Source organism: Lebetimonas sp. JS032, assembly GCF_000523315.1.
GTDB lineage: Bacteria > Campylobacterota > Campylobacteria > Campylobacterales > Nautiliaceae > Lebetimonas.
Genome location: NZ_ATHS01000001.1, coordinates 1,013,152 through 1,038,438, shown reverse-complemented (window position 1 = coordinate 1,038,438; position 25,287 = coordinate 1,013,152). Strand labels below are relative to the sequence as shown.

Sequence of the window (25,287 nt, the reverse complement as noted above, 5' to 3'; positions counted from 1 at the left end):
ATTTTATATAAATAAAAAATTAGTTAAAAAAATGAGAATGATTGTCAATTTTATAACATAAAAAAATTTTTATGCTACTATTTCTTTGATAGTAATTATCAAAATTACTAAAAGGAGTTGACAATGCCTACTTTTGTAATAGACAAATCAAAATGTCGTAAATGTGCAAAAGCCCTGAGAGCAGGAAAAGGATTGATAAAAAAAGCTTCTGACGGATTTTATGAAATAGCAAGACAGCCGCAATGTGAAAAAGAATTATGTGCAATGGAGTGTGCATGTGAAAACTGCCCTTTTAGGGCTATTAAAAAAATATAAGGAGAAAAAAATGAAATTAGCAGAAGCAAACAGGGGAGTAGAATTAAAGGTTGTGGGATTTGAAGATTCACTTTGTGAATATTCTAATACAAAATTGGTTGAATTTAATATTGATGAAGGGTCTACTATTATAATAAATACCCATTTTCAATCTAAACTTCTTGTAAATGTTGAATATAAAGAAAGACTTATAGGATTTGAATCGGCAAGAGCTGTTATTATGGAAAACGGAAAAAGACTGGCTGAGTTAAGTCCGGGGGAGAGTGCAGATGTTGCAAATTTTGAAGGTGGGAAAGAAGAGTATAAAAGATTTAAAGATTTAGGTATTGATATAGGGGAAAAAGTAACAGTTGAAGAATTTTTACCGGAAGGGGAAGAAAGAATTATAAGAATTGAAGATGAAAAAGTAGTTCCTGTCGGAGCAACAAAAGCAATTCTTGTTAAAACAGAAGAAGGGGAAAAACAAATCGGACTTATGAAAAAAAGGGAAAAAGGTGTTATAAGTTTTGTATATGCATCTCACGGGGAAGAAGAAGTGCTTGATGATTTATGGATAAAAGAAGGTTCAAACATTGAAGTTTTATACATTAAAGATATAGAAAAAATACCTTTAATGGTAACTGTTAAAGAAACAGGCAAAAAACATGTGATAGGTGAAGGACTTGCAGATAAGATTTTCGTTGAATATATTAAATAAGGAAATTAAAATATGCCTCTAAGTATGGCTAATGTAGGCAGCAGATTAAAAATTATAGACATCTGCGGAAGAAAAAAAGCAATGGAGAGGTTACTTGCTATGGGAATTTCAACCGGCATTGAAATTACACTTTTAAAAAATGACGGAGGACCTTTGCTTATAAAAGCAGGAGAATCCAGAATCGCCCTTGGATTTGGACTTGCAAACAAAATAATTGTGGAGGAGATAAAATGAAACTTTCCGAATTAAAAGTTGGAAAAGAAGCCATTGTTAAAGCAGTGGTGGGAGAAAATAAAACAATAAAAAGAAAATTAAGAGATATGGGAATTATCAGAGGAGAAAAAATTAAAGTTGAAAAAATGGCTCCTCTTGGAGACCCGATAGAAATAACCATCAAAGGATATAAACTATCCCTTAGAAAAAATGAGGCTCAAATGATTGAAGTGGAAGGAGAATAAATGAAAAATTGTACAGTTGCTTTTGCAGGAAACCCGAATGTGGGAAAAACCGCATTAATTAATACTATTGCAGGTGCAAATTTAAAAGTCGGGAACTGGCCGGGGGTAACGGTTGAAAAAAAAGAAGCAGACCTTGTAAGCAAAGATATGACTTTAAAACTTATCGACCTTCCGGGAACATACAGTTTAAGCCCTTATTCCATAGAAGAGAGAATTACCAGAAAATTTCTTCTTGAGGAAAAACCGGATAGTGTTGTTAATGTGGTGGATTCTACCAACCTGCAGCGCAATCTTTATCTTACAGTCCAATTGATGGAATTGGAAATTCCAATGGTTACGGCTTTAAATATGTGGGATGATTTTGAAGAAAAAGGATATCAGTTTGATATACAAAAATTTTATGAACTTACAGGAATTAAAGCAGTGCCTACTATTGCAACGAAAGGATGGGGAAAAGACAAACTTTTAGATAAAATAAAAGAAATGTGCAATACAAAAGAAAAGCCAAAAACCCCTAAATATTCAGACGATACCGAAGAATTTATAACAAGGGCTATGAAATTAATCCCTTCAGATTTTTCATATCCTAAAAGATGGACGGCTATTAAAATATTAGAAGGGGAAAAAGAAATTATTCAAAAGCTGCCTGATTCTGAAAAATGTATGGATTTACACAATGAATTTGAAGCATTTTTTGATAATGATGCCGAAGGTGTTATTTCCGAAGAAAGATATGCATATATCTCAGTTTTAACTAAACAGACATTAAAATCCACCCTTCCAAAGAAAAAAGATTTAACAGATATTCTTGATTCCATATTTTTAAACCGTTTTTTGGGAATTCCTATTTTTATTTTTATGATGTATATTGTTTTCAAACTGACGTTTGACGGAAGCGGACCGTTTATCGACTGGACAGACGGACTTATAAACGGTTTTCTTGGAAAATGGACAGGTGTTATGCTCTCGTCAGCACCAGGATGGCTGCAGTCTTTAGTTGTGGACGGAATTATCGGAGGGGTCGGTCTTGTATTGACTTTCGTGCCTTTAATGTTTTTCTTATATTTCTTTTTAGGACTTCTTGAAGAGAGCGGATATATGGCAAGAGCCGCTTTCGTTATGGACAGGGCTATGAGAAGCATAGGACTTCATGGTAAATCTTTTGTTCCTATGATTATAGGCTTTGGTTGTAATGTGCCTGCCATTTACGCTACGAGAGCATTGGAAAACGAAAAAGACAGAAAACTGACAGCACTGCTTGTGCCTTTTATGTCCTGCGGCGCGAGACTGCCTATTTATGCGCTTTTTACAGCCGTATTTTTTAAAGCGCATCAGGCAAGTGTTGTTTTACTTATGTATCTTATCGGTATTGCAGTGGCAATTGTTGTAGGTCTTATCTTGAAAAAAACCGCATTTAAAGGAGAAGTTCCGCCTTTTGTTATGGAACTGCCGCCTTACAGATTTCCTACAGGAAAAATGCTTTGGAAATCCATTGCTTCAAGAACCGGGGCTTTTGTAAAAAAAGCGGGAACGGTTATTGCGGCTACAATGGTTATTTTATGGGCTTTTATAAATATTCCTTACGGGGCGAAACCTCAGGATACAATTCTCGGGAAAACAGCCACAGCAATTGCGCCTATCTTTAAACCTGCGGGATTTGACGACTGGAGACCTGTTGCTGCATTGATTCCTGGTACTATAGCAAAAGAAGCGGTTATCGGTTCTTTATCTCAGGTATATAATGTTCAGGAAGATGAAGATTCAGATGAAAAAACCACTTTTATGGAAGATTTAAAAGAACAGTTTACAGGTTTTTTTGGTGCTGTCAAAGATTCTATCAGCGCAATGTTTGGAAGCATAATGACCGAAATGTTTGAATTAGAAAATGAACCAACTCCTTTGCAAAAGAAAATTAAAGAAAGTTTTACAGCGCTTTCAGCATTTTCTTATATGGTATTTTGTTTACTATGGATTCCGTGTATTGTTACATTAGGGGCTATTTATCAGGAATTTGGATGGAAAATGGTTGGGGGTGCAGTTGCACTTACAACAATAGTTCCTTATATAGTTTCAACATTAATTTATCAAATCGGACTATTGTTCGGTTTTTAGGAGTGAAAAATGGAAAATTTAATAATTGGATTAATAGGCATAGCAAGCATATGGTATGTTTATAAATATTACACGAAAAAAGATGCCAATGGAAATTCAAATGCATGCAATACATGTAAAGGATGCTCCCATTTTAATTCATGCACTTTAAAACATTAAGGGGAAATATTTTTCTCCTGTTTTTTAAAATAATTAAAGGGAAAGGATGGAAAATACAAAAATAAGAAAAAGAAATTTAAACAAATTAAATTATATAGATTTAAAAATAGAGTTAAAAAATAAACTGATAGCTGAACTTAACAAAGCACTAAAAGAAAAAGGATTTCTTACCAACAAAGGAACTTTTTTAGAAAACATTTGAGCCCCTCTTAAAACTGTTTCTTCTTTTTTCAAATTTAAATATATTTTTATTATAAAAAATTTATTTATGAATAGAAAAATTTTTTAAACATTATTAAAACCTATATAGACTTTTCTTCTCTTTTTTGTTATAAAAAGATAAAAAAGAAGGTTGATGGATAAATTATATACATTCGGAAAATATTTAAAACAAAAATTTGATAAAAGAATAAAAAAAGTACCGATTTCAGTTCCGGGTTTCACCTGCCCGAATATTGACGGGACTAAAGCCAGGGGAGGGTGTGTGTTTTGTGAAAATGAAAGCTTTTCCCCCAATTTTAAAAAAGAAAACTTTAACCCCTTTAAAAAAAGAAAACCCTCTTTTAAAAAAACAGTTAAAAGAGCTGCATTCCCAATATAATGAAACCGTAAAACTTTATAAAGATTTGTATAAAAGTGAAAAATTTTTAGTCTATTTCCAAAGTTACACAAACACTTACGCCCCTTTTTCAACTCTGAAAACACTTTATCAGGAAGCTTTGAATTTGCCCGACGCAATTGGTCTCAGCATCGGCACAAGAGCCGACAGTATAGATGAAAATACTTTAAATTATTTAAAAGAACTCAGTAAAAATTATGAAATATGGATGGAATACGGGGTTCAAAGTTCTAACAATAAAACACTTGCCAAAATAAACAGGGCCGAAATTTTTGAAGACATTGCAAAAACCATAAAAAAAACAAAAGAAATGGGGATAAATGTATGTGCTCATATAATTTTCGGACTTCCGGGGGAAACACAAAAAGATATGCTAAAATCCGTAGAAGATGTAATCAATCTCGGAGTGGATTCAGTTAAATTTCATCCGTTATATGTAACACAAAACACACTTTTAGCGCTTGAATATAAAAAAGGAAATTTTGAACCGATAGACGAAGAACTTTATATCGACACATTAATTAAAGCCATTAAAATGCTGCCGCAAAACGTATCAATACAAAGAATGACGGCAGGAACTGAAAACCTGCTTGCTCCCAAGTGGTGTAAAAACAAATCTGTTCAAATGAGCCATATTCATAAAGCCCTGTTAAAAGAAGGAATAAAGTTTTAAAGATATTCAAGCCACATCGGCAGAAATTTCTGGGCATTTTTTATTGTTGTGGCAGATCCGTGTCCCGGATAAACTTTTTTATCATAAGGAATTTTTAAAAATTTTTTGATTGATTCCTTCATATCCTCAGGATTTGAATAAGGAAAATCGACCCTTCCTATGCTTCCGTCAAATATAAAATCACCGCTAAACATAAAATCCCCTATTTCAACAGTGATACTGCCCGGTGTATGCCCCGGAAAATGACTGATTAAAATATCAAAATCCCCTATTTTATAATTACCTTCATTAAGTAAAAAATCCGGCTTTACTTTTGGAGGGTTAAAACCAAACTGGTCGTTTTCCAAGAAAAATGCATCATTTTTATGAATGTAAATTGGAATATTAAAATATTCTTTAATCTTTTTATCATCCCAGATATGGTCAAAATGTCCGTGGGTGTTTATTATTGCAACGGGGTCTTTTACATTCTCTCTTATCCATTCAAACGCCCCTATTCCAGGGTCTATTATTAATTTTTTATTTAGTATGTAACAGTTTGTCTGAAACTCTCCAAATGGCCTTGCTAAAACTTCCATTATTTACCTTAATTATTCATTTTACACCATGGCCGCTTTTCAAGCAGCCAGGTGAGCAAGCTCACTTTTCGCTTGGAACTTGGCTACTTGGTGGAACTTGACCACTTTCAATTCATAATTCATAATTCATAATTCACTACCCCGCCGCTTTGCAAGCGGCCGGGCATGCTCACCACTCACAACTCACTACTCACCATTTTCACTATTTTATGCCGCCGCAAAAGATATGGCCCTTTTTTCCCTGATAACGGTTACTTTAATTTCACCCGGAAAACTAACCTCATTTTCAATTCTTTTTGCAATTTCTCTGCTTAAAAGAACCGCCTCATCATCATTTACCAAATCGGCTTCAACTATTACCCTAACTTCTCTTCCCGCATTAAGAGCATAAGCATTTAATACCTCAGGATAAGAAGTGGCGATATTTTCTATCGATTCAACCCTTTTTAAGAATGCTTCAAGAACTTCTCTTCTTGCTCCCGGCCTTGCGGCAGAAAGGGCATCTGCCGCACAGACAGCCGCAGCTTCAATACTTTTAGCTTCTTCATGTCCGTGATGTGCTTTTATTGCATTAAGCACAACTTCCGGTTCTTTATATCTTTTACATAAATCATACCCTAACGTTACATGGTCTCCTCCAAAATCATGAGTCAGAGCTTTACCTATATCATGTAAAAGACCTGCCCTTTTTGCCAAAAGTTCGTCTCCTCCCATTTCAGCAGCCATAATGCCTGCCAAATGTGCAACTTCCAAAGAGTGCGCAAGTGCATTTTGTCCGTAACTTGCACGGTATTTAAGCCTTCCTATTAATTTGACAATTTCGGGATGTATTTTGGCACTTGTAAGTCCTAAATCTATTATTATATCTTCACCCTCTTTTAAAACTTTTTCTTCAAATTCATCTGTAACTTTTTTATAAATCTCTTCGATTCTGGCAGGCTGGATTCTTCCGTCTTCCACCAACCTTTTTATGGTTTCAACTGCAATTTGACGTCTGTAAATATTGAAACTGCTGACAGTTATGGCTTCCGGGGTATCGTCTATTATAATATCGCAGCCTGTCACCATTTCAAGTGTTTTTATGTTTTTACCCTCTTTTCCTATAATTCTGCCTTTCATTTCATCATCTCCTATTGGAACAACATTTATAAGCCTCTCACCTGCAAAATCTCCTGCATATCTCGTAGTTGCCTGTGCTATTATAAACTGCGCTTCTTTTTTTGCGTTATTTTCAGCTTCTTTGATAATTTTTCTGGTAAGATGCGCCACATCATCTTTTAAATCCTCTTTTAAGGAATTTAATAAAATTTCTTTTGCTTCATCTTTTGTAAGACCTGCCGCATTTTCAAGTTTTTCCTGAAGTATTTTTATTTTTTGGTTAAAAGTGTTTTTTAATTTTTCAATAACTTTTTTTTCTTTTTCAAATAAATTCTTTTCCCGTTCAAGTTTTTGTGCATCCTGCATTTGCTGCTCAACCAATTCTTCAATTTCTTCTTCTTTTTTCAAAATTTCATTTAATTTGTTTTCATACTCTTTTTGAAGCTCGATTTTTTGTTTTTCCAAAGAATTTTTAGCTTCAAGTTCTATTTCTTTTGATTTTGATTTTGTATTTTCAAGCAAAATTTCAGCTTCATGTTCAATAGCTTTTGCTTTGGCTTTGGCTTCTGAAAGATAAATATCATATTTTGCCACATCAATTTTTCTGGCTATAAAGTATCCCGCCAGAGCGGATAATATCGAAACGGCTAAAATTATTAAAACGTTCATTTTTTCTCCTTATATTAAAACTTATATATTCATCCGCCTTAATATCAAACTTATCTGCCACATTTAATTTTGTGGCACAAGGCGTTAACTGCAAGAAAACAATTTTTGGCTTATATTTGAGATTGGCGAAAAATCTGTCATACATTCCCCTGCCAAACCCTATTCTTTGAAAATTTTGTGTTATTCCCACAACAGGCACTATTGCAAGATCTATTTTTTGTAAAGTTTTTTGTTTGTTTACAGGCTCGAAAATTGAGAATTTTTTCTTTTTTATCGGCAATTGATATTTTACCATCTTAAAGCTTAAATCTTGCATAAACGGGACGAAAATATTCTTTTTTTCCTTTCTTAAAGCGTTAATCACCCCTTTTATATCAGGCTCATTTTTCAAAGGGATAAAAAAAAGTATATTTTTATAATTTTTCGCCAAATTATATATTTCTTTTGATATTTTCTTTGAAAGCAAATATCTGTTATAAATTTTTTTATCCAAACATTTTTTTCTAAACTTGTTTTTCATTTTTATACCTTTTTGATAAAATTACATAAAAAGGATTGGTTTGAAATATTTTTTTTTAATAATTCTTATATTTTTAGGCTGCAATAATTATCATACAAAAAATAGCAATAATTTGCAAAAATCTAAAACAAAAATCACTAAAAAAACCCTGGAATCAAACATTACAGTTATTAGGTTAAATGATATAAATTTAACATTCAAAAATAAAAAATTAATTTATCCCAATAAAAAAACTTATCTTCTTTTTTATAATAAATCAAATTATTCAAAAATGCAAGAAGATGTCTTAAATTACCTGAAAATCAAATATATAAAAACAGACAATAAATTTTTACAGGATTATTTTAAAATAAAAATCTATCCTACCACTGTTATTTTAGATAAAAACAAAACCGTAAAATTAGAAAATTTCACACCTGTTGAAATATTAAAAGGATTTTAAATGTTCAAAATTTTAAAAAAAAGTTTAAATAAAACAAAAGAAGCAATTAAACAGATTGTAGGAGCGGAAAAAAAAGAAAAAATTCCAAAAGATTTGCTTGAAGAAGCTTTAATTGAAGCGGACATAGATTATGATTTGGTAGAAAAACTTCTAAATAAACTTCCAAATGAGGTAAGCAGAGAAAGACTTAAAAAAGAATTGGATAAAATTTTTAATCTGCCTGAAAACAAAATTGAAATAAACGATAAACCGTATGTGTTTTTAATTATCGGGGTAAACGGGGCTGGAAAAACAACAACAATTGCCAAATTAGCATACAAATTCAAAAATGACGGTTATTCTGTAATCCTGGGGGCTGCGGACACTTTCAGAGCCGCTGCAATCGAACAGCTTAGCCGCTGGGCTGAAATTTTAGATGTTCCTATTATAAAAACCCGTCAGGGGCATGACCCGGCGGCGGTGACTTACGACACTATAAGCTCGGCTAAAGCAAAAGGATTTGATATAGCACTTATTGATACTGCGGGAAGGCTTCATAACAAAAAAAATCTTCAAAATGAACTTAAAAAAATAGTAAATGTCGCAAAAAAAGCATATCCTAACGCACCTCAAAAAAAATTTTTGGTAATTGACGCAACACAGGGAAGCAGTGCAATAAACCAGGCGAAAATATTTAACGAAGTTGTGGGAATCGACGGAATAATTGTCACAAAACTGGACGGAACAGCCAAAGGCGGAAGTTTATTCAGCATAGTAAATGAACTTAAAATCCCTATATATTTTGTAGGGGTCGGAGAAAAAAAAGAAGATTTAATTGAATTTGATAAAAATGAATTTATAGAAGGAATGTTAGAGGGCATTTACAGTGAATAACATAGTTTTTTATTTTGGAAGCATTATTATAATAGTTTTTTTTACAGGCCTTGCAATAAAAAGATTTAAAGAAGACGATGAAATTGATTTAAAAAAACATAAATGGATTGTGGCAATATATATTATATTACTTGTAATGGCCATAATCTCCTGGAGAATTTTAGATTTGATGGTTGAGGCAAAAATGATGCAGATAAATAAATACAATAAAACGATAGAAGAATTCAATGGCAAAAAATAAAACGGCTTACGAATGCACCGAGTGCGGTTACAAAAGCGCAAAATGGATGGGAAAATGCCCCGCCTGCGGAGCGTGGGACAGCTTTGTTGAAGTGAGTGAAACAAAAAAAAGCAAAACATCTTCAAAACCTTCAAAAATTATAAAATTCGAAAATATTGAAAAAGAGGAAATTGAACGTTTTTCATCTTTAGACAGTGAGCTCGATTTGGTATTGGGCGGCGGCATAGTGCCGGGCAGTTTAGTATTAATAGGCGGAAGTCCGGGAGTCGGAAAATCAACATTAATGCTAAAACTTGCGGGAAAACTTAATAAAAAAGTTTTATATGTGGCAGGGGAAGAAAGCCCAGGGCAGATAAAACTGAGGGCTGAAAGGCTCGGCATTAAGAACAAAAATCTTTTTATTATGCCCGAAATTGTAATTGAAAACATACTTGAAGAAATAAAAAATTATGATTTGGTAATAATAGATTCCATTCAGACAATCTATTCAGAAAACCTTTCATCAGCCCCCGGAAGTGTTTCGCAGGTCAGGGAAGCTACATTTGAGCTTATGAGGGTGGCAAAAGAGACTAAAATCCCTGTTTTTATAATAGGCCACATCACAAAAGAAGGCTCAATTGCCGGGCCAAGGGTGCTTGAGCATATGGTAGACACGGTTTTATATTTTGAAGGGGATGCAAGCCGGGAACTTAGGATTCTCAGGGCATTTAAAAACAGATTCGGTTCAACCAGCGAAATAGGTATTTTTGAAATGACAAAACAGGGATTAGTCAGTGCAAAAAACAGAAGCTTCTTTTCAAAAAAAGCGCTTCCCGGAAGTGCAATTACAGTAATACTTGAAGGGACTCGTCCAATAGTTCTCGAAGTTCAGGCACTGGTCAGTGAAAGCTACGGCATACCCAAAAGAAGCGCTACCGGATTTGACCTCGCTAGACTCAATATGATTTTGGCTTTGCTTGAAAAAAAACTAAATCTCCCTTTTAATCAATACGATGTTTTCGTAAATGTAACAGGTGGAATAAAAATAAACGAAACGGCAGCGGATTTAGCCGTTATTGCCGCAATAGTAAGTTCATTCAGAAACAGACCCATCAGCAAAGAAACAGTTTTTATCGGGGAGGTAAGCCTGGTCGGAGACATAAGGGAAATCCCCGGGCTTGACATAAGGGTAAAAGAAGCAGCAAATTTAGGATTTAAAAAAGCCATTGTGCCAACTTTACCTATTGAAAAACCCCTAAAATGCTATGAAGTAAAAGAAGTAGAAAAACTGATTGAATGGATGTAATAGCAATTGAAAATTAAATTAATAATTTTTTAATTTTTTAATAATACTAATAAATTCTCTTTCATTTTCTTCTAAATGATTTTTAATTTCTTTTATTTCTTTTTCATATTTTGGTGTATAATAAAATTTAAGGGCATTTACTCTAATCATTGTTTTTTTAAGTTCTTCTGAAAGTTTCCATATTTTAATCTCCATTTCGCTGAGTTCTAAAATCATTTTTAATGCTTCAAAAAAATTTTCCCTTGCTAAATCTGTGAAAATATTCGAATCTATTTTTATATTAGGTTTTGATGATATTTTAAAATCAATTTTTGGTACAACAAGACCTAAAAATGTTTTTTCAACTACTTTTAATTCAGTTTTAACAAAGCCTTCTTTTTCAATTTTTCCACTGTTTTCCATAAAAGCTTTTATCAAAACATTATAACAGCTCCTCATATGCTCGTTAAGTTTTTTTCTTCTTGTATCAACAATATCAACTATTTTCATTATTTCTTTAATAAGTGCGTCTCTTTTTTGTTCAAGTACATTTTCTCCTTCTTTTATTATTTCAAGTTCGGTTTTTAATTCCAATAAGGTGGTTTTATTCTTAACCATTTATATACTTTTTAATCTCTTCGTCAGTAAGACGTATAAGTTCACTTTCAGGAAGTATTTTTAATAATTCCCAGCCTTTGTTAAATGTTTCTTCAAAAGTTCTGCCAATATCCTGATTTATAAATTCTTTTTCAAATTTTTTTGAAAAAAGAAGATATTTTTTTTCTGTTTCGCTTAACTCCTCTTCTCCTATAATTGAGGCAAACATTTCTATTTTTTTTGCTTTGGCATATGAAGAATAAAGCTGTGAAGCAAACCGTTTATGTGTTTTATCTATTGCTGAATTCATAAGTCTTGAAAGAGAGGTTAAAACATTTACGGGTGGAAAAATACCTTTTTTGTATAAATTTCTATCCATCGTTATTTGACCTTCAGTAATATAACCTGTCAAATCAGGAATCGGATGCGTTATGTCATCATCGGGAAGTGTCAGTATTGGAATTTGCGTAATAGAACCTTCTTTTCCTTTTAAAATACCGGCCCTTTCATAAATACTCGCCAAATCACTGTACATATAACCTGGATATCCTTTTTTACCCGGAATTTCTTCTTTTTTAGCTGAAATTTCCCTTAAAGCATTTGCATAATTTGTCATATCATAAAGAATCACTATTACATTTTTACCTTTTTCAAAAGCCATATATTCTGCAAATGTCAGCGCACTTCTTGGCAATACAAGTGAATTTACGGCAGGTTCGTTGGCAAGATTCAAAAACACCGTTACATTTTGATTATTTTTTACAATATTGTCAATTAAAAATTCGGCTCTTTCATGCCTCAGTCCTATTGCCCCAAGAATTACAACAGAATTTTCAATTTCTATCTGGGTGGCCAGTTTAGCGACAAATTCATCGTTGGGAAGGCCGCTTAATGCAAAAATTGGAAGTTTTTGCCCTTTTATAAGGGTATTTAATGCATCAATTGAGCTAAACCCTGTTTTTACAATGTCCTTGGGATAAAGTCTTTTTGCAGGATTATATGCCCCTACATTGATATTTTGATATTTTTCTACGTTTACTATACTCTTATCTAAAATTTCTCCAAAAGAATTTAACACTTTTCCGCTCATCTCTTCACTAAGAGGTATTTGTACAGGTTTGTATTTGAATTCAACCTTTATATTTTGTAAATCAAGTTCATAAACTTCACCTAATATTTCTATAACGGTAATTTGTTCATTTATAGAAGAGACAATTCCCTTTAAAATCTTTTCATTTGAACGGATAGCAACTTCTTCGTTTAACCCCACATTTTCTACTGTTTCAAAGAAAAGCAGATTTCCTTTTATTTCAAGCGCACCCTCATATTCAATTCTCATGTTATTCTCCGTAATTTTTTATAAAATCTTCATAATACTGCTTTATTTTATCCCTTAAATCTTTATATTTTTCATATTCATCATTTTTTATAAAATATTTACTCTGTATAAATTCGTTTATTATTTTTTGATTTTTTAATATTTCTACAGGAATTTTCTGAACCATCCCCTGCTTGAAAATATTATAAATTAACAAAATGGTTTTTGCAATTTCCATCTGTTTTTCAGCTGAACAGAACGCATCCACCTCATCAAAGGCATTTTGCTGTAAAAAAGCCTCTTTTATAATTTCCGCAATATAAACGGTTAACTTTTCTTCTTCAGGTAAAGCCTGAATCCCTAAAAGTTTAACAATTTTTTGAAGCTGCTCGTCTTTTGAAAGAATATTGTTAAACTCCTGTCTGATTTCACTCCAATTTCCTATTTTTCCCCACCACTGTTTTAAATTTTCAATATAGTTGGAATAACTGTTCAAGTAATTGATTGCAGGATAAAATCTTGCATTTGCAAGTGTCTTATCAAGAGCCCAGAAAACGCTTGTAAATCTTTTGGTATGTATAGTAATCGGTTCTGAAAAATCCCCTCCTGCAGGAGAAACCGCACCTATTATGCTTAAAGAACCGGCCTCTTTATTTACCGTTTCAATTTTTCCGGCCCTTTCATAAATAGAAGCGATTTTTGACGAAACATCTGCAGGATAACCCTCTTCCATCGGAAGCTCACCCATTCTGCTGGAAAGTTCTCTCATAGCTTCAGCCCATCTTGAAGTAGAATCTGCCATTAAAGCCACACTATATCCCATATCCCTAAAATATTCACCTATGGTAATGCCAAGATATATGGATGATTCTCTTGCGGAAACGGGCATATCTGACGTATTGGCTATTAAAACAGTTCTGTTCATTAAAGGCTGTTTGGTTCTAGGATCAATTAATTTGGGAAATTCTTCTAAAATTTCGGTCATTTCATTGCCTCTCTCACCGCACCCGATATAAATTATCACATCCGCATTACAATATTTTGCCAGTGTTTGCTGCAAAACGGTTTTTCCTGTTCCAAACCCCCCAGGAATTGAAGCACTCCCGCCTTTACTTATAGGAAACATAAAATCTATAATTCTCTGTCCTGTAATTAACGGCTCGTCTAACGGCACCCTTTTTATTTTATTTGTAATCCTTAGGGGTCTTTTTGTAAGCATTTGAACACTGTTTTCCCCAACTATTGCAATTGTTTCTTTTATATTAAACTCCCCTTCTTTTAAACCCTCTATTATTCCTTCAAATTCACTTAAAATTTTATATACAAAATTATTATCCTCCACCAATCCTAAAATCTGCCCTCTTTTTATATATTCCCCGTTTTTTACAGAAGGTTTGAAATAATATTTCTTTTCCATATCCAAAGGAAAAGATTTTGCCCCTTTTACAATTCTTTCTTCTAAATTAAACAAATTCCTTTGAATTCCGTCATAAACGCTTCCCAAAATTCCGGGGGCTAAATATGCACTTAAAAGAGAAGAAGTCAGTTTTACATTTTCTTTAAGTTTAAGAGATGTTGTATCCTCATATACCTGGATTGTAATTTCATTTTTTGTAACCCTTATAATTTCACCTATTAATTCATTCTCCCCTACATAAACACACTCGTTCATTAAAGGATTTTCATTTTTATATCTTGCATTTACAATAGGCCCGTTTACTGAAGTGATTTCTACCATTTTAAACTCTTTAATTTGTTTTCTATAATTTCATTAAAATCCAAAACAATGTTTTTTCTTTTATATTTAAAAATAACCGTTTTTAATTTATGCTTTTTTATTGTAAACTTTGAAGTAATGTTTACATCCTCGGGAATAAACAGTTCGCCTTCAAAATATTCTTTTTCGAGTTTTTTAATAAAACAGTTTATTAGATAATCTTTTTCTTTTTCAATTTTTTCCATAATCAAACTTTTCATAACATCATATTTTTTCTTAAAAAAATTATTATATAAATCAATATAATGCTTGGTAATTTGAAGTTTTTTTATTTTTATAAGCTTTTCATATTTTTCTTTTAATAATTTTCTTTCTGTTGAAATATCAAGCTGCTTTAAATATTCTTCTTTTTCTTTTTTGATTTTTATTTTAGCCTCATTTATCTTTTTGTTTCTCTCTTCAATGGCTTCTTTTAAAGTTTCTTCTTCTAAAAACTTAAAGTCTGATTCCAAGAACATTTGAAAGATACCTTTTTATATTTTCGTTTAAATATGTTTTTTCAAAAGAAGGGACAAACACAATAGAAGGCACGGCTTTTTTTTTGATAAAATGGGAAAAATTTTCTTTAAAAATTTCATAATACCTGTCTGCAATAATAATTAAACCCACATCTTTATCTTTAATTACTTCTTTGAAATCTTTTTTAAAATCGCCGACTTCCAGCGTGCCTATCCCACACAGAGAAAAACCGATACACTCTTCTTTTATTCCTAAAAAAACTATTTTCATATTTTCCCTAAAATCATAATTGAAACAATAAGACCGTATATTGCTATACCTTCAGCCAAACCTAAAAATATAAGAGCTTTAGTTGAAATTTCAGGTTTTTCACCTATTGTCCCCATAGCAGCCGCACCCACAAGCCCTACAGCAATACCTGCTGCAATACTTGAAAGTCCCACTGAAAGGGCAGCGGCAATATATGCATATGCATTATCATCTGCAAACATTAAAACAGGCAACAAAAACAAAATAACTTTAACTCCCAAACGGTTTGTATTCATATCCTCCTCCTTCATAAAATCTTTTAAAAAATTCATAATACTCAAGTCTTAATGTCTGAATAAAAACAACAACCCCTTCCAGTATTATAATAAAAATATTGCCAAAAAAAACAACAATCCAATATCCGCTCTCATTTAACATTCTGGCAATACTGAAAATAGCCATAAACAAAGCAGCGTGAGCCAGGGCAAAAGCACCTGCTCTTACAAAAGAAATAGTATTTGTGATGTTTTCCAAAAAAGCAATCAATACTTCAAAAAATGATTCGGAGGTTTTTTTACTCTCATAAATCAAATGTCCCAAAAATACAGCCGCTAAAACAAAAAGCATAGCCAAATCTATTTTTATGGAAACATTAAAAACAAATGTTTTTACACCTATCCAGATTAACAACATATAAATCATAAAGCTTACTATTCCGTTTTCACCCCAAATTAATTTTTTTAAATTATTTTTTTTATAATTAGTAAACATAAAAATAAAAAAACCGAAACTAATAATAAAAACACCTGCTACAATACTGATAACAATCAAAGAATTTATATTTTCCAAAGGGGAAAAGGTATGAAAAATTTCAAATCCGAAACAATGCCCGTATATAACACCGAAAATCATTGATGAAATTCCGCTTAAAAAAAGAATATTGCCAAATAATGATTTTTTAGACAAAACATATCCTAAAATTGCCAAAATCAACCCCTGTCCCATATCCCCGAACATTAAACCGAACAAAAACAAAAACACAATGGCAAATGCAACTGTCGGATTTATTTCATAAGGTTTCGGAAGGGAATAATTTTTTACCAAAAGTTCAAACGGTTTAAAAATTTTAGGAGTATTCAAAAGAGTAGGCGCGTCAGTATAATCTGTTTTTTTTGAAATTAAAAAAGGAAGTTTTTCAAATCTGCTTTTTGGAATCCAGCCCTCTAAAATATAAAAACCGTCCTTTTGCTGTAAAAAACTTTTTACATCATAAATCTGATACAAATATTTTAAATGGGAATAGACTTTTATAAGTTTTTCTTTTTCTTTTTTAATATCTTCTTCAAGGGCTGTTAATACCTTTTTTTCTTTTGCGATATCTTCTTTTTTTAATAAAAATAAATCTTTATTTATCGTAATGATTGAAAATTCTTTTAAAATTTCAAAAATTTTATTATGCCTTTTAGGTGGTGAGATAAAAACAGTATATACATTATTGTTTTTTATTTCATAAACAGAAAGAATATTGTAATTCAACATTAAAAACTTTATTTTTTCAAAATGTTCAACAGGTATATTTGCACATTCAAAAGTTAAAAATTTCAAAGAATTCAGAAATTCTTTACCTGTTTTTACAATATTTAAAAAAGTGTTTAATTTATTTAAGTTTTCTTCTTTTCTTAAAATTTCTTTTTTTAAATTGATATATTTTTCAAATTTTTCAGAAATACCCATTAAATATTTTTCAATTTCATCAAGCGTAAAATTTTCTTTTTTTGCATTAACAGGAGGAACTTGAGAAATTGAAATATATTTTTTTGCAATTGCAAGTAAATTTTTTACTTTATAAAACTCTTCTTTGAAAAGTCTATTTTCTTCTTTTTTTATATGTAAAATCTTTTTTTTAATTAAAAAATCCAAAAAATCATCTATCTTATCTTCAGGAACTTTAAAGGTTACCTTATACATTGTTTCAGGAAAAAGCATTACACAACCATTTTTTTTATTTCTTGCTTGTCTAGGGAATATTTCAATCCTATGACAAAAGAAGAAATATTTTTAATTTCTTTTTGTTTAATCTGCAAGAACACAAAAGGCACTGAAAGCTTAAAAGGATATCCATACCACACTTGTCTTAAAAAATCATAATAATTATCAAAAAGTGCTTTTTTAACCAGAGAATAATCATTTACATTTAATCCCAGCTTACTTGAAAAATCATATAAATTTTCTGATGACGCTATTTCTTTAAGTTCCGATAATGATTTGTTTCCGTATGGAATAAGATATGCGAAAAATTTTTCTATTTTAAGAGAATATATTATTTTATATTTTAAAATGGTAATTAGATTAAGGACATCAACATAATTTTTTATTATTTTTTCTATATCTTTTTTGTCATTTTTTGAAATTTTAAAAACAGCTTTTTTTAAATCATCAATATTTGGATTTTTTTCAAAAAAAAAGAGAGTAAATAAATGTTTTTCATTTTTATTTAGATTTTTTGTTATTTTAAAAAATAAATTTAGATAATAATTTTTTAATGAAATCAATAAATCATCATTTTTTGGAGAAATTAAAAAATTTTTATAAACAGTTGTTTGAAGCAATGAATATAAATCAGAGAGATTATTACACTCAAAAAGTTTTTCTTTTGAAATTTCTTTTGTTTTAAGACTTCTTACCAAAGCATTTATATATGCATATTTTAATGCGGACATAATTCTTCTTTTATGCTTTCAAAAATTTTATTAATCTGTTTCTTTTCATCAAAATTTAAAAAATTTAATTTTTCTTCATATTTTTTAATTATTTCTTTTTTATAATTTTCTATTTCTTTTTTCATCTGTTTTTGTAAAATATTTTCATATTTTTTAATGTCTACCTGAAAAGATTTAAGAATTTCCCTTTTTTCTTCTTCCCACACTTCATACATATCAGAAATTTCACTGTTTGCTGAAGCAATTATCTCAAAAGCTTTTTGGTCTAATTTTAAAATATCTTCAATATCCATAAAAATACCTTTTTTTTATTATATCGAAAATTTAACGGCTTGCTCTGTTATTATAATATTCTTCCAAAAGCTCATAACTCTCTTTTACCCTTCTGAATTTTTTATCATATATTTTTCTAATAAGCTCTGGTTTAGTCCTGTGTAAATCGGGATGATATTTTTTTGCAAGACGTCTGTATTCTTTTTTTATTTTATTCCATTCATAAATATTATCGACACCGAATAATTCCAATGCATTTTTTATTTTAGTTAAATATTCTTTTAACGAACCTTCGACGTTAAAACTCTCAGTGCTTTCAAATTCCTCTTTTTTTACCCTAAATTCAACCTTATATCCCATAACGGAATACTTTGAAATAAGGGCACTTACCAATCTTTTACTCTCCCCGTTCAGCGAAACGATAATTTTATCTTTGCTAAAATCCAAAATATCAAATAGAAAAATCCCTTTTATATAATTAAAAACTTTTTCTTTCGGATTTGCAAAAAGAATTTCAAACTCTTTGGAAGAAATTTTTCTAACAGTAATATAAACTGCTTTTTCATCAAATAAAACCTGATATTTTTTTATTTTTACAATACAGTCTTTTTTAAAATTTAAAATAAGTTTTTTATATGTGGCTTTATTAAAATCTTTTCTCTTTTTATACATATTGCCAATGGCGTTTATCAACAATTTGTGTTTTTCAATATTATTTTTGTCAAAATAAATTTTATAAACATTCTCTTTTATTTCAAGTTTATTGAAAGAAAGTCTGATGAATTCTATAAAACCCTTTATCTTAAATCTTGAATCTATAACAACTTCAATATTGTCAGCAATTTTTATTTCAAATATCCTGTCGTCCATTTTTCTTTGCTATTATTAATGTCGCAACGGGAAAGATAAGTTTTTCTTTCATTACTATTTCATAACCTTTTAAATTTTTTAAAATATCCTCTTCATTCAATGAATTTATACTTTTCCCCAGCAACTTATATTCCTCTTTCATTCCAAGCAGTATCCCGGCAATTAAAGGCACTATTTTATTCATGTACCACATAATTAATTTAGCTATCAATGAATCGTTTTTTACCATTTCCACAATTGCAAAATATCCCCCATCTTTTAAATGAGCCGTTAAATTATTCATTCCTTTTTGTAAATTATCAAAATTCCTAAGTCCCATAAAAGAAGTAATCAAATCCGCTTTTTCATCAATCTTAAAATTCTCAGCCGTATCTTGAATAATTATATATTCTTTTTTATCTTTTTTTAACTTAATATACTGTCTTTCCTGGAACTGTACTTCAAATTTTTCTTCCTCAAATCCGGCACTCTTAAATTTTTCCACCATTATTTTTACCATTTCAGAGCTTGGTTCTATAAAATAAATCTTATCAAAACCTGTTTTTGCCATTTCGCCCGTAGCACTTGCCGCGTCAATCATCACCCCGTTTTTTATAAATTTTTTTATTTTTCTGATAAACATACATCTCCAGATTTCTTCTATCCCGAAACTGACTATTTTTGTAGCCAAATCATAACGGCGGGCAAGTTTGTCGTATATTTTTACATCCATCTATTTCCTTAAAATGTGCAAATATTCATAAGTTTTATCAGCTTTATGGTTTCTGTTACTATCAGCTTTAAATCTTTGATACTCTTTTTTTACTAATTCGTATTTTCCATATTTAGACATAATTTCTTTCTCTTTCATTAATTTACAAAATCAAAAAGAGTTTTTTCTTTTCTTTTATCAGTAATATTATCTATATAAAACTCCCCTAATCTTTTTAAAATAGCCTTATAATATTTTTTTTCTTTTTCAATAGCAATGAATTTTCTATTATATTTTTTTGCAACATATGGTGTTGTTCCACTTCCAGCAAATGGATCAAACACAATATCACCTTCATTTGAAAAACCTAAAATTATTCTTTTTAATAACTCTTCCGGTTTTTGAGTAGGATGAAGAGCTTTACCATTTTCATCTTTTAATCTCTCTTTCCCCTGACATAAAGGTATCTGCCAAACATCTCTAAGCTGCTTTTTCCTACCATCCTTTGTTCTTTCCGGATTTAATTCTTTTAAAATTTCATAATTAAAAATCCAATTTTTACCTTTAACAGCCCAAATAATAAATTCAGTTGAATGAGTTAAAACTCTTCTTGTCAAATTTGGCATTGCATTAGTTTTTTGCCAAGTAATTATATTATTTATCTTAAATCCATTTTCTTTAAGCCCCATAGTGCATTCACCAATATTGTGATAACTACAACAAATAAAAATACTTCCATTTTCTTTTAATATTCTCTTACAAGCTTTTATCCACTTATTTGTAAAGTCTTTATACTCTTCAAAACTCATTTTATCCCACTCTTCATTTACCATAAAGTAATCCCCGCCTGTTTTATTACCCACCAGTTTTAATCCATTACCACTAAGATTATATGGAGGGTCTGCAAAAATTAATTGAATAGAATTATCTTCTATTTTATTTTTATCGTTTAAAACATTAAGACAATCATCATTATATATTTTATTGATTTGCATTAAATTTTCCTTTTACCACACTTTTATACCATTTAACTCCATCATTTTCTTTATCAGAAATACAACTATTTTTAATATCTAAAAAATCGTTCAAATCTATATTTTGCTTTAAAATATAAATTATTTCATCTATACTTAATGGCAAAATTTCAAGTCCCTTTATAACTTTACTATAATCCTTTATATCATAAAAATTTAAATTTTTATATGCTCTAAAAATGACTAAAACATTAGGGTCTAAATAAGGAGCTATAAAAACACCAAATGCTTTTTTTTGAAAATTATGTCTTCCAATATGTCTAATAACAGGTTCAAGTTCCATTCGCCTTTGATTCTCATCGGTTGTCAAAGTAACTTCAATAATCATATCCATTTCATCAAAGTTAAATACTATATCAGCTTTATTTCCACTTGCAAATCTAATAGGTAACATAGAAGCATTCAAACTCATATTCAAAAAATCTAAATCGATAGTTTTACTTATTTTATAAAAAACTATCCCTATTAAATATTCAAAAATAGTTGGAATATTTGCATCCCAATCCACATACGAACTTATATACTTATCTTCTCTTTTTTTTATTTTTTCAAATAATGTTATCAAATTATCATTAGAAAAATATTTATTAACTAACTTATCAAATATTCTTTTTTTATTTTGTAACTTAATATTTTTGATATACTGCCTTAAATTTTCATCTTTAGCAATTTTATATTTATCTTTTATTTTATTGAAAAAATAGTTTTCATCAAACTTTAATACACCTGATAATAATTTATTATAATCTTTTTCATTATTTAATTCATCCTCAAAATATAATTTTACTAACTCATCTAAATAAATATTTTCATTATCAAAAATAATTACTTCACTTAATTCAATAAATCTTTTATTTAAATCATAATAATCTTCTAAATTAACTTTCCATTTTGAAGTGTGAAAAAAATAAAATAATTCTTCATCTTTCAAATTGTCTAATTTTAATTTTTTAAATTTTTCAAAACTATTTAAACAAAGTCTTTTTCTAAATTCTGGTTTAAGTTTTGAAGAATCAAATTTATTAACTATCTCTTTTAATTTTGTGAATTTATCTTTTGAATTATTAAAAGTTTTCAATTCATTAAAAAGTTCTAAAAAAATTTGTAAATTTTTTTTACTTTTTCTATCCATTAAGACTATTTCAAAAGTTTTTAAATTTTTATCATTTTCTAAAAAAAATTTTAATGCCTTTTCATAATTATTTTTTTCTTTTATTTTATTTTCTAAATATTCATAAATATTAAAATTTTTATTCTGTTTTAAAAATTTTTCTAAATCTAAAATATCATTAAAATTTTGACATAAACTAAGAGCATACATAAAAACTTTTTTAGAAATAGAATCAAATTTTATAAGTAAATAAATTAATGACAAAAAAGGATTTATATTGAAATTTTTATATGCTCTTTTATTTTTATTAAAATTTATTTTTAAAAGTTGTTTAAAATATAAAAATGCATCATTTCTTAAAAAAAATAAATTATTAAAGTTATAATTTTTATCATAATTAATTTTATATAGTTTTTTTCCTATCTCTGTTAATTGTCTTTCATTATCAACTAATCCCAAATCTACCAATGGAGATGTTTTTTGTCTTGCATCTTTTGCTTTATTTTTTGAAGTTTCTTTTGCTAATCCTTCTTCTAATAACATTTCAAAATAAATTTCTTGTAAATCTTTCCAATTTTTATCAGGATAAATATTTCTTAATTCTTTTAATCTAATAAGTTGTCTTTCTATTTTATATTTTAATTCACTTACTCTAAAAGAAGTAGTTCCATAACTCCAACTATATGTTTGAAACTTTATTTCATTCATTTCATAACCTTCACAAAAAACACTCTTTCTTTATGATTGTTTCTTTCACTCTTTCCACTTCTAAAATCTTTATACTCTTTTTCAAAAACTTCCACTTTTCCTTTGTGTTTTAGCATTCTAAAAATATTCTCATCACTTATTCTTGCATTACTTCTACTATGGCCTTTATCCTCCATATTATTATAACTAAAAAGAATATATTTAGCTTTAGCATTCTTTATTAAATCCTCAAAAAATTTAACAGCTTCTTTTTGATTATATCCACTTTTTAAATGAGTAGTATCAAATTTTTTTGCAACTCCTTTAACTTCCGGTTTTTGCCATAAAGCTAAATTTTCTAAAAGATGATACATATTTGAATATTGTCTTGAATTATAAGGAGGATCAACATATAATATATCACACTCAATTTCTCTAATTAAAGTATTTGCATCCATATTATAAATCTCATTATTTTTATTTCTTTTCAAATCAATATCAGGCATTTTTAATTCAAATTCTTTTTCTTTTATCACTTTTTTTATATATGCATCATAATGTCCAACTGTATTTGCTATTTTATCAATCGCATAAATTAAAGAAGTTAAAAGAATATTTTTCTCCTTCACATTTATTTTACTTTCCAAAAACCAATTATTTATTTTTTTTCTAATAGCCCCTATTTTAATAGCATTTTTTTTACAAAAATATTTATCTCCAAAATTTATAGAAAAATAATTTTCTTCAAATACACTTAGATTATTTAGTTCATCTATTAATTCCAATATCTTTTTCTCATCAAATTTTTCATCGCTCAAAAAAGCTTTTAAAGCTATAAAATTATGATATAAAAAATCATTAACAATTATTTTTTTATTTTCTTCATTAAAAAAAGCCCCAACGCTTCCAGTACCTGCAAAAATATCGCAAAAAGAATAATATTCTTTTACATTTTCATCTACTATTTTTTTTATTAAATCTAAAACTTTTGTTTTATTTCCTAAATATCTTCTTTGATTAATTTTAAACGAATCCATCACCTCCCCCATACAACAAAATCATCTTTTTTTTCAATATGCATTATCTCAATTTCATCATTTGTTTTAAAATTATTTCTCATAAACATTTTAGGAGTTATTATAAAAACTTTCCAATCTACAAAATCTTTAAGCTCATTATATAATTTTTCACCGCCTTCAACCATTATAAAATTATAATCATTTAGCCTTTTTAAATTATCCTCTATAAAAACTCTTCGTCCTTTTACATTAAACAAAGGAATAGTTTTATCAAATTCTTTTTGTTTTGAATAAATAAGCACATCCGGAGCAATTCCTTTTACTCTCCTGCTGTCAAGTGTGGGTCTATCAATTCTGACGGTATTCCCGCCTATTACCAATAAATCAATTTTATCCCTTATCTGATGCACCCACTTTAAAGAGCTTTCACTGCTTATATATCCTCCTGTAATTACCCCGTTTAAACTCTGGGCTAATTTAAAAAATATAAATTTATCTTTATTCCATTTTATAAAAGGTTCAATCAAATCAAAACATCTTTTATCATTAATTACTTCAACTTCAATACCGGCATTTTTAAGTATTCCAGCCCCGCCGCTGTGTTCAATTATTGGATCAAGCCAGCCGATTGTTACTTTTTTTGGTTTTAAAACTGAGAGTAAATTTGCACATGACGGTGTTTTTCCTATGTGGGAGCAAGGCTCAAGCGTGACGTAAATCTCGGCATCTTTAAAAAAATTGTTATGGTTTTTTATCAAAAATTCATGGATTTCTTTAGCTGAGTTTAATTTCGGAGTTTTATGAAAAAAAGAAAAGGCCTTAAAAAGAGCGTTTACCTCTGCATGAGGCTCGCCCGCTTTTTTATGGGCATCTGTAAAAATTTGATTTTTAACTATTACAGCGCATCCAACAGCCGGATTCGGGTAGGTTAAAAGCTGGTATTTCCAGGCTTCATTAACGGCTAAACTTAAGGCTTTTATTTTAAGCCTTTATAATTATTCCAATCAACATATGTTTTTGCTTTTTTTATATCTTCAAACTTTACTTTCTCTTTTCCTATTTCTGCAACATCTCCGTCAAAACTTTTTAATGTGCCTTTTATTTTTTTGCCTTCATTTGTTGTTACTTTAACATTTTCTCCTATACTTTTTTCAAAATGCTCTTTTTTGGTAAGTTTTCTCTCAAGCCCCGGTGAACTGACTTCTAAGAAATATCTCTCTTTTATAGGCTCTTCCACATCAAAAATTGGTGAAAGCATATTATTTATGGCTTCGCAGTCGTTTAAATTAACGCCGCCCGGTTTTGTTATATAAATTCTGAAATATTTGTGTCCGCCCTCTTCTGTAATTTCAACATCATAAAGGTCACAGCCGTAATTTTTAACTGTTTTTTCAATAATTTCTTTTAAATTATTCACCTTTTGCCTTTATTTTTTCAAATAATTCTTCCATTTTGTTTTCTTTTTCAAGGAGTTCGTCAAATGTAAAAGTTAAATTTGGGACTTTAAACCAGCCGGTTGATTTTAGGCAGTAATTTTGAATATATCCTCTCGCCTGTTTAAGCTGTTTTAGGGCCTCGCGTTGTTCTTTTTCATTTAAATAACTTTTTTCTAAATAAACTTTTGCATCACTTCCATCGCGGGAACAAACAACATCAACAACCCCAAGGCCTCTGATTCTGCTGTCATTCATCTGAGCAAGCACTTCAGGAATAATTTCTTTAAGCAGGGATTCTTTTCTTTGGACTTTTATACTTTTATCCATT

32 protein-coding genes and 1 pseudogene are annotated in these 25,287 nt (G+C 29.7%); 12 read left to right on the top strand and 21 right to left on the bottom strand.

All coding sequences use genetic code 11. From position 1 onward, the window contains the following. Positions 1–123 precede the first annotated feature (123 nt). From DZ65_RS0105875 to DZ65_RS10000, 8 genes are all read left to right on the top strand, one after another. Positions 124–315, top strand: a complete 192-nt coding sequence (locus DZ65_RS0105875) for a hypothetical protein (protein WP_024787727.1) — start codon at positions 124–126, stop codon at positions 313–315. Between the two features lie 10 nt (positions 316–325). Then, entirely contained in the window at positions 326–1,012 is a 687-nt protein-coding gene (locus DZ65_RS0105870; RefSeq protein WP_024787726.1) for a FeoA family protein, read from the top strand. A 12-nt stretch (positions 1,013–1,024) separates the two neighbouring features. Next, positions 1,025–1,246: a FeoA family protein gene (locus DZ65_RS0105865; RefSeq protein WP_024787725.1), complete on the top strand. Its 222-nt coding sequence runs from the start codon at positions 1,025–1,027 to the stop codon at positions 1,244–1,246. Next, positions 1,243–1,470 (top strand): FeoA family protein, encoded by a 228-nt coding sequence (locus DZ65_RS0105860; RefSeq protein WP_024787724.1) that lies wholly within the window; start codon positions 1,243–1,245, stop codon positions 1,468–1,470. Before DZ65_RS0105865 ends, DZ65_RS0105860 begins: the two co-directional genes overlap by 4 nt. Beyond that, positions 1,471–3,582 (top strand): ferrous iron transport protein B, encoded by a 2,112-nt coding sequence (gene feoB / locus DZ65_RS0105855; protein WP_024787723.1) that lies wholly within the window; start codon positions 1,471–1,473, stop codon positions 3,580–3,582. It abuts the gene before it with no gap. Positions 3,583–3,591: 9 nt separating this feature from the next. Then, positions 3,592–3,741, top strand: a complete 150-nt coding sequence (locus DZ65_RS11510; RefSeq protein WP_156920223.1) for a FeoB-associated Cys-rich membrane protein — start codon at positions 3,592–3,594, stop codon at positions 3,739–3,741. Positions 3,742–3,787: 46 nt separating this feature from the next. Next, a complete protein-coding gene (locus tag DZ65_RS10725; RefSeq protein ID WP_156920222.1) occupies positions 3,788–3,943 on the top strand; it encodes a hypothetical protein in 156 nt (51 codons plus the stop codon). Positions 3,944–4,238: 295 nt separating this feature from the next. Beyond that, entirely contained in the window at positions 4,239–5,033 is a 795-nt protein-coding gene (locus tag DZ65_RS10000) for a TIGR01212 family radical SAM protein (RefSeq protein WP_236617367.1), read from the top strand. Here the strand turns inward: DZ65_RS10000 and DZ65_RS0105835 are convergent. From DZ65_RS0105835 to DZ65_RS0105825, 3 genes are all read right to left on the bottom strand, one after another. After that, entirely contained in the window at positions 5,030–5,611 is a 582-nt protein-coding gene (locus tag DZ65_RS0105835) for an MBL fold metallo-hydrolase (protein ID WP_024790895.1), read from the bottom strand. The two genes, DZ65_RS10000 and DZ65_RS0105835, sit on opposite strands and share 4 nt — an antisense overlap. A gap of 207 nt (positions 5,612–5,818) precedes the next feature. Further along, positions 5,819–7,378, bottom strand: a complete 1,560-nt coding sequence (gene rny, locus DZ65_RS0105830) for a ribonuclease Y (RefSeq protein WP_024787720.1) — start codon at positions 7,376–7,378, stop codon at positions 5,819–5,821. Then, positions 7,305–7,898 (bottom strand): 5-formyltetrahydrofolate cyclo-ligase, encoded by a 594-nt coding sequence (locus tag DZ65_RS0105825; RefSeq protein ID WP_024791338.1) that lies wholly within the window; start codon positions 7,896–7,898, stop codon positions 7,305–7,307. The genes rny and DZ65_RS0105825 overlap by 74 nt, the downstream gene beginning before the upstream one ends. A gap of 40 nt (positions 7,899–7,938) precedes the next feature. Between DZ65_RS0105825 and DZ65_RS0105820 the strand changes: the two genes are divergently transcribed. Genes DZ65_RS0105820 through radA form a run of 4 tightly spaced genes read left to right on the top strand, consistent with a single transcriptional unit; the run spans position 7,939 to position 10,739 of the window. Next, complete coding sequence (locus DZ65_RS0105820; RefSeq protein ID WP_024787718.1) at positions 7,939–8,340, top strand: hypothetical protein; 402 nt, start codon at positions 7,939–7,941, stop codon at positions 8,338–8,340. After that, complete coding sequence (gene ftsY, locus DZ65_RS0105815) at positions 8,341–9,213, top strand: signal recognition particle-docking protein FtsY (protein ID WP_024791337.1); 873 nt, start codon at positions 8,341–8,343, stop codon at positions 9,211–9,213. Further along, on the top strand, positions 9,206–9,454 hold the full coding sequence (locus tag DZ65_RS0105810; RefSeq protein ID WP_024787716.1) for a hypothetical protein: 249 nt from the start codon (positions 9,206–9,208) through the stop codon (positions 9,452–9,454). The genes ftsY and DZ65_RS0105810 overlap by 8 nt, the downstream gene beginning before the upstream one ends. Then, positions 9,441–10,739: a DNA repair protein RadA gene (radA, locus tag DZ65_RS0105805; RefSeq protein WP_024787715.1), complete on the top strand. Its 1,299-nt coding sequence runs from the start codon at positions 9,441–9,443 to the stop codon at positions 10,737–10,739. Before DZ65_RS0105810 ends, radA begins: the two co-directional genes overlap by 14 nt. Positions 10,740–10,757: 18 nt before the next feature. Here the strand turns inward: radA and DZ65_RS0105800 are convergent, their stop codons facing one another. The 18 genes and pseudogenes from DZ65_RS0105800 to rbfA form a co-directional block, all read right to left on the bottom strand. After that, a complete protein-coding gene (locus DZ65_RS0105800) occupies positions 10,758–11,336 on the bottom strand; it encodes a V-type ATP synthase subunit D (RefSeq protein ID WP_024787714.1) in 579 nt (192 codons plus the stop codon). After that, positions 11,329–12,654, bottom strand: a complete 1,326-nt coding sequence (locus tag DZ65_RS0105795; RefSeq protein WP_024787713.1) for a V-type ATP synthase subunit B — start codon at positions 12,652–12,654, stop codon at positions 11,329–11,331. The genes DZ65_RS0105800 and DZ65_RS0105795 overlap by 8 nt, the downstream gene beginning before the upstream one ends. A gap of 1 nt (position 12,655) precedes the next feature. Then, positions 12,656–14,371 carry a V-type ATP synthase subunit A gene (locus DZ65_RS0105790; protein ID WP_024787712.1) on the bottom strand — a complete coding sequence of 572 codons (1,716 nt, stop codon included), beginning with the start codon at positions 14,369–14,371 and terminating at the stop codon, positions 12,656–12,658. Then, the gene (locus DZ65_RS0105785) at positions 14,365–14,868 is read right to left on the bottom strand and encodes a hypothetical protein (RefSeq protein WP_024787711.1); all 504 of its coding nucleotides are present in this window, start codon (positions 14,866–14,868) and stop codon (positions 14,365–14,367) included. The genes DZ65_RS0105790 and DZ65_RS0105785 overlap by 7 nt, the downstream gene beginning before the upstream one ends. Beyond that, positions 14,846–15,139 (bottom strand): V-type ATP synthase subunit F, encoded by a 294-nt coding sequence (locus DZ65_RS0105780; protein WP_024787710.1) that lies wholly within the window; start codon positions 15,137–15,139, stop codon positions 14,846–14,848. The genes DZ65_RS0105785 and DZ65_RS0105780 overlap by 23 nt, the downstream gene beginning before the upstream one ends. Continuing rightward, the gene (locus DZ65_RS0105775) at positions 15,136–15,414 is read right to left on the bottom strand and encodes an ATP synthase subunit C (RefSeq protein ID WP_024787709.1); all 279 of its coding nucleotides are present in this window, start codon (positions 15,412–15,414) and stop codon (positions 15,136–15,138) included. Before DZ65_RS0105775 ends, DZ65_RS0105780 begins: the two co-directional genes overlap by 4 nt. After that, complete coding sequence (locus DZ65_RS0105770; RefSeq protein ID WP_024790894.1) at positions 15,389–17,104, bottom strand: V-type ATP synthase subunit I; 1,716 nt, start codon at positions 17,102–17,104, stop codon at positions 15,389–15,391. Before DZ65_RS0105770 ends, DZ65_RS0105775 begins: the two co-directional genes overlap by 26 nt. Next, positions 17,104–17,838, bottom strand: coding sequence for a V-type ATPase subunit (locus DZ65_RS0105765; protein WP_024790893.1), 735 nt, complete (start codon positions 17,836–17,838; stop codon positions 17,104–17,106). The genes DZ65_RS0105770 and DZ65_RS0105765 overlap by 1 nt, the downstream gene beginning before the upstream one ends. Beyond that, a complete protein-coding gene (locus DZ65_RS0105760; protein WP_024790892.1) occupies positions 17,826–18,131 on the bottom strand; it encodes a hypothetical protein in 306 nt (101 codons plus the stop codon). Before DZ65_RS0105760 ends, DZ65_RS0105765 begins: the two co-directional genes overlap by 13 nt. A gap of 31 nt (positions 18,132–18,162) precedes the next feature. After that, positions 18,163–18,981 (bottom strand): DnaJ domain-containing protein, encoded by an 819-nt coding sequence (locus tag DZ65_RS0105755; RefSeq protein ID WP_024787705.1) that lies wholly within the window; start codon positions 18,979–18,981, stop codon positions 18,163–18,165. After that, positions 18,962–19,693 carry a class I SAM-dependent methyltransferase gene (locus DZ65_RS0105750; protein WP_024787704.1) on the bottom strand — a complete coding sequence of 244 codons (732 nt, stop codon included), beginning with the start codon at positions 19,691–19,693 and terminating at the stop codon, positions 18,962–18,964. The genes DZ65_RS0105755 and DZ65_RS0105750 overlap by 20 nt, the downstream gene beginning before the upstream one ends. Then, positions 19,694–19,813, bottom strand: a pseudogene (locus tag DZ65_RS11505) (modification methylase); the annotation flags it as partial. 17 nt (positions 19,814–19,830) lie between these two features. Then, positions 19,831–20,667 (bottom strand): site-specific DNA-methyltransferase, encoded by an 837-nt coding sequence (locus DZ65_RS0105740; protein ID WP_024787703.1) that lies wholly within the window; start codon positions 20,665–20,667, stop codon positions 19,831–19,833. Then, positions 20,654–22,525, bottom strand: coding sequence for an AlwI family type II restriction endonuclease (locus tag DZ65_RS0105735; protein ID WP_024791336.1), 1,872 nt, complete (start codon positions 22,523–22,525; stop codon positions 20,654–20,656). The genes DZ65_RS0105740 and DZ65_RS0105735 overlap by 14 nt, the downstream gene beginning before the upstream one ends. After that, complete coding sequence (locus DZ65_RS0105730) at positions 22,522–23,541, bottom strand: DNA adenine methylase (RefSeq protein ID WP_024787700.1); 1,020 nt, start codon at positions 23,539–23,541, stop codon at positions 22,522–22,524. The genes DZ65_RS0105735 and DZ65_RS0105730 overlap by 4 nt, the downstream gene beginning before the upstream one ends. Further along, positions 23,541–24,503 carry a bifunctional diaminohydroxyphosphoribosylaminopyrimidine deaminase/5-amino-6-(5-phosphoribosylamino)uracil reductase RibD gene (ribD, locus tag DZ65_RS09990; RefSeq protein ID WP_035907725.1) on the bottom strand — a complete coding sequence of 321 codons (963 nt, stop codon included), beginning with the start codon at positions 24,501–24,503 and terminating at the stop codon, positions 23,541–23,543. Before ribD ends, DZ65_RS0105730 begins: the two co-directional genes overlap by 1 nt. Beyond that, the gene (gene rimP / locus DZ65_RS0105720; RefSeq protein WP_024787698.1) at positions 24,500–24,940 is read right to left on the bottom strand and encodes a ribosome maturation factor RimP; all 441 of its coding nucleotides are present in this window, start codon (positions 24,938–24,940) and stop codon (positions 24,500–24,502) included. Before rimP ends, ribD begins: the two co-directional genes overlap by 4 nt. Continuing rightward, positions 24,933–25,286, bottom strand: coding sequence for a 30S ribosome-binding factor RbfA (rbfA, locus tag DZ65_RS0105715; RefSeq protein ID WP_024787697.1), 354 nt, complete (start codon positions 25,284–25,286; stop codon positions 24,933–24,935). Before rbfA ends, rimP begins: the two co-directional genes overlap by 8 nt. Position 25,287 lies beyond the last annotated feature (1 nt).